Genomic DNA, 8,499 nt, shown 5'->3' with positions numbered 1-8,499 from the left:
AGCGGCCTGAAAGCGGCCAGGACACGCGGGACAGCGCCGGAGCCGTACCTGGATCCCTGGTAGGAGTCAGATAAGCCCGCGATAGTCTCCGCCGTCGAGTCGCAAGCTCGTGCCGCTTATGTAGGCGGCGTGCGCGCTGCAGAGAAAAGCGCAGGCCGCGGCGAATTCGCTCGGCAGCCCCATGCGCCCAGTCGGCATGTCCTCAGCCTGCATTCTGCGCGCCTCCTCGAAGGAGATGTTCGCCTCCTTCATGTACGCGCGCGCTACTTCGATCTGCCTGGGCGAGTCAATTCGCTGCGGCAGGAGCTGGTTGATTGTCACGTTGTCTATCGCGACCGTCCGTGACAGGCCCTTCATGACGGCCCACAGTGCCGTCCGCGCGCCGGCCGAGGGCGCCTGGCTCGGGTGCGGCGATGCGACCATGGCCGATGTGACGTTGACGATGCGGCCGAACTTTCGCGTTCGCATGCCGTCGATAACGGCCCGGACGAGGGCGAGCGGCGTCCAGTAATGGAGGAGCATTGCCTGCTCAAGATCGGCGAGCGAAGCATCAAGGAGATATATCGGTTTAGGTCCGCGATTGTTCGTGATCAGGATATCCGGCTCATCCCAGGCGCCAAGCAGGGCCTCCCGCCCCTCCTCGGTCGTGATATCCGCTTGCACGGCCCGTACCTCGCCGTCGGCGGCATGCTCCTTGACCGTCTTGGCCGCCGCGGCCAGCCGTTCCTCGTCACGGCCGTTGATCGCGACATCAACGCCCTCCTGGGCCAGCGCTACCGCGCAGGCCAGGCCGAGGCCCTGAGAAGAAGCGCAAACGATTGCGCGCCTGCCACTGATTCCGAGATCCATACACGAGCTCCTCGGTCCACGCATGATCGGTCCGCCGCATGAGCTGACCACACGGCGGCATGCTCACGGCGCACTAAGCGCACACGCCGCTTAGCTCAGGGAATTAGCCAGGCTTGAATTCTTTCGCCCGGCGCGATCGCTACGACTTATACACGGGGCCCTTGTACAGGGGCTCGCCGTCGTAAATCATGGGCGCTCCAGAGCGGTTGCGCCACAGGTTGTTGTTCTCGTGATTTCCGCCCAGCCAGCGCTTAAGGGCGGCGTGCGCATCGCCGCGACGGATCTCTTTGATCTCGTCGACGTCGTCCGGGTCCGCGCATATTTCCACCATGAGACCGTCAGGCGAATCCACGTACAGCGACTTCACGTAGCCGTGGTCCTGAATGTAATGCGATACGCCGTCGGCGAGCAGGCGCTGGTGGATCTCTTCCTGGGTGTCGGCGTCCGTCTCCAGCGCGATGTGGTCCATGAGGTTAGTCTTCCCGATCAGGAAGTACTTGTCGTAGGGCGGTGCCATCTGGAAGTAAGCGAGAGCGCTGCCGTCGGACAGTTCGTAGAAGGTGTGGCAGAATTCCATCCCGTTGAATTCGGCGTCCTCGTCGTGGACGTCCTCGGTCCATGCCGCCACGAGCGGAATGCCAAGAAGATCCTCCATGAAGTGCCTGGTCACTTCCTGATCCGCCACCGGATACGCGTGATGATGCAGCCGGCGCAGCTTACTAGTTGTCTGAGCGCCGTCGATCTGCTCTGGCGCCGAGGGAACGGGCGAGTCGGTAGCCATCACTGCCTCCTTGCATGCTCTTGGCCGCTGCGTGATCGTGTATACGTTCGACGCCGCTAGGTCCCTAACGTTAGTGAGGGCATCCTCGCTTGTCAATGACTCAAACGCTAATTGACAGTAGAATCGATTATTACTCCGTACGCTCGCACGGGAGGCCGGTGCCGTTGCGTCGCCGTCGGCCTCCGGGAAGCCGCCGGTCGGCCCTGAGGGGCGCCCGGCCAGCCCGCTCCCGGGGCCCTCTCGATCGGTCACGGCGGCGGGCCGCCGCGCTTTTTCTTGCGCAGGCGGGGTTTTTAATCGAGTCGGCGCCCGCTTATCGATATCTGCGATGTATGCGAGGTATGTACATCTTGCCCCGCGAGTCCAGGGCGGCTGTCACGCGCTCCGCGGGCAACTTCGTCGGTCTGTGTGACGGTCACACGTTCTGCCCGATGATGCGGTAAGCTGTATTTAGTCATTTTCAGTCTCTACCGAGGGTTCAGAAGTGACAGAGAACAGCACACGGCCGCTGCGAGTTGAGCGAAATCCCGCGCCCGTAAGGACGCAGGTTATTGACAACCTGCGTCAGGCTATTATCGATCGCCGGTTCCTTCCAGGCCAGCGCCTTATCGAGCGCGAACTCGTGGAACTGACAGGCGTCTCACGGACCAGCATCCGCGAAGCCCTCAGGGAGTTGACGGCCGAAGGCCTGGTGACGAGCGTCCCGAATAAGGGCAACGTTGTCACCACGGTCAGTGCGAAAGAAGCCGCGCAGCTCTATGAGGTGCGGTCGGCGCTGGAGGGTCTCGCCGGCCGCATATTCGTGCGTAACGCCTCGGCGAAGGCCCGTTATGACCTCGCGAAGGCGATGCGGGACATCGAGCGAGCCGCAAGCGCCGGCGTTTCTATCCTGGAACCGAAGGACCACTTCTATGACATTCTGTTCGCCGGCGGCGGTAACGACGCGCTGCGGCTGATTGCGGGCAGCCTGCACGCCCGCATAAGCGTGCTGCGATCGCTGTCCCTGTCCTTGCCGGGCCGCACGGCGCAGAGCCTCACGGAGCTGCACGCCATCCTGACGGCGGTGGAGGCGAACGACGCCGACGGAGCCGCTGAGGCATGCTCGCGGCACGTCGAGGCGGCAGGCCGTGCCGCGATCGAGGCGCTCACTAAGGGCCAGCCCGTCGAGGTCGGGTAAGGCCCGCCGTTACTCCGGTGCCGGCTGAGGCGCCGGAGCCTGAGCCCGCGCGGCCAGCTCCGCAGCGAGCAGCGGTGCCGAGGTCGTTACCGCGTGCACGCCCAGGACAGCGGCGATCTCCATGACCTCGGTGATCTCTTCGGGGGTAGCTCCGTAACCGAGCGCGTTCGCGACGTGGATTTTCAGCCCGGTGCGGTACAGGTGTGTCGCCGCGACATCGAACGCGATGTAGATGAACTCCTTCACCTTGGGCTCGAGGCTGCCGCCGCGCCACGGCACGCCGGAGAACTCCAGGTACGCGGCCAGCAGTTCGGGAGCGAACTGCAGGGTTTCGTCCCAGCTCGAGTGCCAGTATCCCCGGACCCGGGTGAACTCCTCTTTGATCTCCCGCTGCCGCGCGTCCAGTTCCGGTGCCGGCGGACGCCCCATCTCGCTCAGCACTTCCGCCAGGACCGGCATGCCGACGTTCATCGCGTGGATGCCGAGCGTGGCGGTGAGCTCAAGCACCTCCATGATCTCGGCGCCCGTCGCGCCGTGATCCAGCGCCGCCTTGATGTGCTGGCGTACGCCGGGGAGATACATGTGGGTCGCGTTGGCATCGATAGCGATGTAGATGAACTCCTTCACCTTGGGCGGCAGCGGTCCGTGGCGCCACGGCACAGCGGAGAACCGCAGGTAGGCCTCGAGGAAATCCGGGTCCAGCCGCACGACGGCTTCCCATGCCTCGCTCCAGGTGCCGCGCACCTCGATGAACCGCGCCTTGACTTCCTCCTGCCGCGGCGTCAGCGCGGCCGGTACCGCGTCCACGGACACCGGTCAGTCGCCTGGCGACCGCAGATAGTCCGCCTGGGCGACTTCTCCCGCCCACATGGTCGTGCCGAGCGAGACCGCCAGGTGCGCCAGGAACGTCTCGCCCGAGGCGCCGTGCCAGTGCCGTTCTCCCGGCGGCACCCAGACGACATCGCCTGGCCGGATCCGTCGCGGCGGCTCCCCGGCGGTGCAGATCAGGCCGCCCCCGGCCAGCACGTGCAGTAGCTGCCCGCGCTCATGCTGGTGCCAGAATGTCCGCGCCCCCGGCTGGAAGAACACGGTGTTGACGACGATGTCATCGGAGGCCGGCACCACCGGGTCGGCCCAGACGGTGCCGGTAAAGGTGTCTCCCCGCTGGCTAGTCGGGGCGCCGTTCGAGCGTCCAGGGACAATTATCATGACTGACCGTTTTCTTCTGACTGGATCCTGACGCCGCCAGAGACATCGCCGATGGCATCCACCACCCTATTGCTTATCTGGTCCGCGTAACCGAGCGATTTCGCCAGCCCGAACGACGCCAGCGGACCGCTGGCATTGAGGCCGGCCACACCGAGATCGGCGATGAGCTCCGTGTAAAGCATCACGTCCTTCATCATCAGCGTGTTGGTGAGCCCGCCCTTGAGGTAGTCGCCGCGGATAATCTTGGTGAACCGGTTCATGGAAGCGAAATTGACTCCGCTGCTGGAGTTGATGATGTTCAGCAGCGTCTCCATGTCCAGGCCCGCCTTCTTGCCTGCCACCATTGCCTCCGCGGTCGCCGCCAGGCATACCGCGTTGAGGAAGTTATTCAGCAGCTTTGCCGTGTGCCCCGAGCCCGGCGCGCCGCAGTAGAAGATCTTGGCCGCGATGCAGTCCAGTACCGGGCGTATTCGCTCGAGCATTGCCTGGTCGCCGCCTACCATCACGGTGAGCGTGCCCGCCTCTGCCGCGGCGGCACCGCCGGACACCCCCGCGTCCAGGAAGCTGACGCCCTTGGCGGCGAACTGCTTGTGCAGCTCGCGCGTTGACGCGGGCGCCGCGGTGCTCAGGTCGGCTATCACCTGACCTTCGCGCGATACCGCAAGGAGTCCGCCGTCGCCGTGCACCACGGACTCGACGACCTTGCTGTCCGGCAGCGAGAGCAGCACGACGTCCGCCGCCGCTGCCACCTCCGCGATAGACCCCGCGACTCTGGCCCTGGCCTTGTCCGCCAGCCCGGGGACTACGTCGTACCCGACGACCGAGCGGCCCTGCTCCGCGAGCCGGACCGCCATCCGCCCGCCCATGTTTCCGAGCCCGATGAAGCCAACCTCTTCCGGCATTAAGCCTGCCTCCCGATAACAGCCATCTTCGCGCCAGCTGGCCCTGGCACCTGGGGGTAGCGATCGAGGGTGGACGGATCATGCCCGCTCACCACCTGCGCCGCCCGCCCGTCCGACAGCATCGCCTTGAGCTCAGCGAACGCCGCGTACATGTCGACGAGGCTGGCGACGGACGAGAAGGGCATGTCGCGCTGCATCTCCTCGTAGTAATGCACGGCGTCGGAGGCGAGCACAACCGGCCCCGCGGCCGTCTGCACCACGACCACGGACTGTCCCGGGGTGTGACCGCCGACCCGGAGCACCTGGATCCCCGGCGCCACCTCATACTGGTCCTCGAACAGGACCGCCCGTCCTTCGCCGATCACGTCGGCCAGCGCCTGAAGCTCCGATTCCTCAACGGCGTGCCGGAAAAGAGCGTGGCGCGCATGCGGGCCGGCCCAGAATTCGGCTTCCGCGCGGGCCACCACCACCGGAGACTCATTGAAGTGACTCAGGTTTCCGATGTGATCGTAGTGCGCGTGAGTGATGATCACCTGCGGCGCGTCGGCGCGCTCGATACCCAGCTCAGCCAGGGCTTCCCGCGGATCGATCAGCATCGTCCGGCCGCGGGCCCGGCCGGCGTCACGGCTGAACCCGGTGTCGACGACAACGGGGCCGGCGTCGCCCCGGATCACCCAGAAGAAATAGTCCATCTCCATGGGGCCGTCGGGCTCGCCGTAGGCGTGATAGTTGAGGAATACGTCGCTGCGGGTCGTCGTCCTGGCGCCGTACCGGACGATCAGCACCTCATGCTGGCTCCCGGTCATGGTCCGACTATATGACCGTCCGACGAGGCCTTCAACCGGGTTCGGGTGGCCCCCGGCAATACTCGCCGCCGGGGGCCACGCCGTCATGCCCTGGGTCCGCCAGGCTCCGAGGGCACGATACTCGACTCTACTGCTAACTATCGTTCCTGAAATTGACATACGAGTCTCCCCGTTGAATAGTGCTGCCATGAGGCTCACCACCATCGCCACGGAGAACGGCACGTCGGCGGCGCGAATCACCGACGGGACGGTCGTCGCCCTGCCGTACCCGAACGTCGTCGCCCTGCTGGGCGACCCGCAGTGGCGCACCGCCGCGAGCTCAACAGGGACCGACCACGGGGATGCCAGCGCGCTGGAGTACAACCTGCCCGCCGTCCGCCCGGGCAAGACGATGTGCTGCGGGCTCAACTACCGAAGCCACGTGCTGGAGTCCAGGACCCGGCGGGAACTGCCGCAGTACCCGACCCTGTTCGCGAAGTTCCCCGACACGCTGACCGGCGCGCTGAGCCCCATCTGCCTGCCGCATGCCTCCGCGATGGTGGACTGGGAAGCCGAACTGGGAGTTGTCATCGGCACGGCCGCCCGGCGCGTGTCAGCAGGCCAGGCGCTTGACCACGTGGCCGGCCTGACAGCCGTCAACGACGTGTCCATGCGCGACTGGCAGCGCCGGTCGAGCGAGTGGCTGCAGGGCAAGAACTTCGAGGCATCGACACCCGTGGGCCCGGCGCTCGTCACGCTGGACGAGTTCGACGACCCGCTCGACCTGGCGATCTCCTGCGACGTCGACGGCCAGACGATGCAGCAGGCGAGGACGTCCGAGCTCTTGTTCAGCATCGCGGACCTGGTGTCCTACGCCTCGACGTTCACCACGCTGCGGCCGGGCGATCTCATCGTGACCGGAACGATGAGCGGGGTGGCGAGCGCCAGGGAGGATCAGCCGTTCCTGAAAGACGGCCAGGTCGTCACGGTGACGATCGAGGGCATCGGGTCGTGCCGGAATGAGTTCTACGCCGAGGCATAGCCACCGGGGCGGTATTGGCGCATCTGAAGCGCTCGGCACAATGACACAATGATGGGGTACCCCGGACGCAGGAGGCCCTGAATCGTGACCGAGCGCTTCTACACGACGAGTACCGCGTTCCTCGAAGCGCTCGCCGAGGCCGGCGTGCAGTACATCTTCGCGAACCTCGGCAGCGACCATCCCGGCCTGATCGAGGCGCTCGCCCAGGCGAGGGCCGACGGCAGCGACAAGGACCTCCCGCGGCTTATCGTCTGCCCGCACGAAATGGTCGCGCTCAGCGCCGCGCACGCCGCCGCGCTGGTCAGCCGCTCGCCGCAGGCGGTCATCGTGCACGTCGACGCCGGCACCCAGAACATGGGCGGCGCGATCAGCAACGCCCTGCGCGGCCGCGCGCCGGTCCTGGTCTTCGCCGGCGCCGCCCCGTACACGATGGAGAACGAGCTGCCCGGCGGGCGCAACGAGTTCATCCACTGGATCCAGGACGTGCCCGACCAGCGCGGCATCATGCGCGGCTACGTGAAGTACGACAACGAGGTCCGCTACGGCAGCAACATCAAGCAGCTGGTGCACCGCGCGCTGCAGATCGCCGCCAGCGAGCCGGCCGGCCCGGTCTACCTGGTCGGCCCGCGCGAAGTCATGGAACAGCCGCTCCAGCCCTACACCGTCAATCCGGCCGACTACCGGCCGGTCGAGCCGGCGGCGCTGACCGCTGAGGTGGCGGACGAGATCGCCAGGGCGCTCGCGACCGCCCGCAACCCGCTGATCATCACCGGCCACCTGGGCCGCGACCCTGAGGCGGTGCCGACGCTCGTCGAGCTCGCCGACCTGCTCGCGATCCCGGTCATCGAGTCGGGCCCGTTCAAGATGAACTTCCCCGCCGACCACCCGATGCACCGCGGCTGGCAGTTCACCACGTCCGCGCAGAACCCGCTGCTCGCCGAGGCCGACGTGGTCCTCGTCCTCGACTGCGACATCCCGTACATCCCCGGCAACAACCGCCCGGCGCCGGACGCGGCGATCTACGTGGTCGACGTCGACCCGCTCAAGTACGGCATGTCGCTGTGGCACGTCCCCGCCAGGCGCTCTGCCGCCGCGAACTCGAAGGTGGCGCTGGAACAGATTGCGGCGGCCGTTCGGGCGAACGGTTTCGATTCTGATCTCGTAGAGTCGCGCCGCGCGGCGGTCACGGCCGCGCACGACGCGCAGCGCGCCGCCCTGGACGCCCTCGAGCACCCGGAGGACGGGGCGATCACGCCGCGGTACCTGACCGCGTGCGTGCGCGAGCTGCTGGCGGACGAGGACGCGCTGGTGCTCACCGAGGCGGTCACGAACTTCCAGGTCGTCGCCGAGCACCTGCGGGTCAACAAGCCGGGCTCCCTGCTAGGGTCGGGCGGCGCTTCCCTGGGATGGTCGGGTGGCGGCGCCGTCGGTGCCAAGCTCTTTTCTCCGGAACGTACGGTTGTTTCACTCGTCGGCGACGGCACTTTCCTGTTCAGCGTGCCGTCCTCGGCGCAGTGGCTGGCGCGCAGGTACGGCACGCCGACGCTGACGGTGATCTACGACAACCGCGGCTGGCGGGCGCCGAAGCAGTCCACGCTGGGCGTGCACCCGTCAGGGGCGGCCGCCGCGGCCGACGACTTCAACGTCTCCTTCGAGCCGGAAGCCGACCTCCCCGGCATCGCCGCCGCCGCGGGCGGCGCCTTCGCCGCGACAGTCGACGACCCCGCCGAACTGCCGTCGGTGCTCAAGGACGC

9 protein-coding genes are annotated in these 8,499 nt (G+C 66.7%); 3 read left to right on the top strand and 6 right to left on the bottom strand.

Annotated features, from left to right (window positions below; genetic code table 11):
- Positions 1-66: 66 nt before the first annotated feature.
- Complete coding sequence (locus WA805_RS19865; RefSeq protein ID WP_425240903.1) at positions 67-849, bottom strand: SDR family oxidoreductase; 783 nt, start codon at positions 847-849, stop codon at positions 67-69.
- Positions 850-988: 139 nt separating this feature from the next.
- Entirely contained in the window at positions 989-1,630 is a 642-nt protein-coding gene (locus tag WA805_RS19860) for a VOC family protein (RefSeq protein WP_422281031.1), read from the bottom strand.
- 484 nt (positions 1,631-2,114) lie between these two features.
- Here WA805_RS19860 and WA805_RS19855 point away from each other — a divergent pair, with 484 nt between their 5' ends.
- The gene (locus tag WA805_RS19855; RefSeq protein WP_422281029.1) at positions 2,115-2,807 is read left to right on the top strand and encodes a GntR family transcriptional regulator; all 693 of its coding nucleotides are present in this window, start codon (positions 2,115-2,117) and stop codon (positions 2,805-2,807) included.
- A 9-nt stretch (positions 2,808-2,816) separates the two neighbouring features.
- Here the strand turns inward: WA805_RS19855 and WA805_RS19850 are convergent, their stop codons facing one another.
- Genes WA805_RS19850 through WA805_RS19835 form a run of 4 tightly spaced genes read right to left on the bottom strand, consistent with a single transcriptional unit; the run spans position 2,817 to position 5,724 of the window.
- Positions 2,817-3,620 (bottom strand): carboxymuconolactone decarboxylase family protein, encoded by an 804-nt coding sequence (locus WA805_RS19850; RefSeq protein WP_424559165.1) that lies wholly within the window; start codon positions 3,618-3,620, stop codon positions 2,817-2,819.
- Positions 3,621-3,623: 3 nt separating this feature from the next.
- A complete protein-coding gene (locus WA805_RS19845) occupies positions 3,624-4,016 on the bottom strand; it encodes a cupin domain-containing protein (RefSeq protein WP_422281025.1) in 393 nt (130 codons plus the stop codon).
- Positions 4,013-4,918 (bottom strand): NAD(P)-dependent oxidoreductase, encoded by a 906-nt coding sequence (locus WA805_RS19840; protein ID WP_422285370.1) that lies wholly within the window; start codon positions 4,916-4,918, stop codon positions 4,013-4,015. Before WA805_RS19840 ends, WA805_RS19845 begins: the two co-directional genes overlap by 4 nt.
- The gene (locus WA805_RS19835; protein WP_422285368.1) at positions 4,918-5,724 is read right to left on the bottom strand and encodes an N-acyl homoserine lactonase family protein; all 807 of its coding nucleotides are present in this window, start codon (positions 5,722-5,724) and stop codon (positions 4,918-4,920) included. The genes WA805_RS19840 and WA805_RS19835 overlap by 1 nt, the downstream gene beginning before the upstream one ends.
- Before the next feature lie 187 nt (positions 5,725-5,911).
- Here WA805_RS19835 and WA805_RS19830 point away from each other — a divergent pair, with 187 nt between their 5' ends.
- Both WA805_RS19830 and WA805_RS19825 read left to right on the top strand, forming a co-directional pair.
- Positions 5,912-6,745 (top strand): fumarylacetoacetate hydrolase family protein, encoded by an 834-nt coding sequence (locus WA805_RS19830; protein ID WP_422285366.1) that lies wholly within the window; start codon positions 5,912-5,914, stop codon positions 6,743-6,745.
- 84 nt (positions 6,746-6,829) lie between these two features.
- The coding region (locus WA805_RS19825; RefSeq protein ID WP_425243078.1) for a thiamine pyrophosphate-requiring protein at positions 6,830-8,499 on the top strand (1,670 nt) is incomplete at its 3' end.

Source organism: Trebonia sp., assembly GCF_049794275.1.
Classification (GTDB): domain Bacteria; phylum Actinomycetota; class Actinomycetes; order Streptosporangiales; family Streptosporangiaceae; genus Trebonia.
This window is presented reverse-complemented; position numbering and strand designations above follow the sequence as displayed.

Coding starts and splice junctions, on each gene's coding strand:
- WA805_RS19865 (WP_425240903.1), bottom strand. CDS start 849: ATGGATCTCGGAATCAGTGGCAGGCGCGCAATCGTTTGCGCTTCTTCT.
- WA805_RS19860 (WP_422281031.1), bottom strand. CDS start 1,630: ATGGCTACCGACTCGCCCGTTCCCTCGGCGCCAGAGCAGATCGACGGC.
- WA805_RS19845 (WP_422281025.1), bottom strand. CDS start 4,016: ATGATAATTGTCCCTGGACGCTCGAACGGCGCCCCGACTAGCCAGCGG.
- WA805_RS19840 (WP_422285370.1), bottom strand. CDS start 4,918: ATGCCGGAAGAGGTTGGCTTCATCGGGCTCGGAAACATGGGCGGGCGG.
- WA805_RS19835 (WP_422285368.1), bottom strand. CDS start 5,724: ATGACCGGGAGCCAGCATGAGGTGCTGATCGTCCGGTACGGCGCCAGG.
- WA805_RS19830 (WP_422285366.1), top strand. CDS start 5,912: ATGAGGCTCACCACCATCGCCACGGAGAACGGCACGTCGGCGGCGCGA.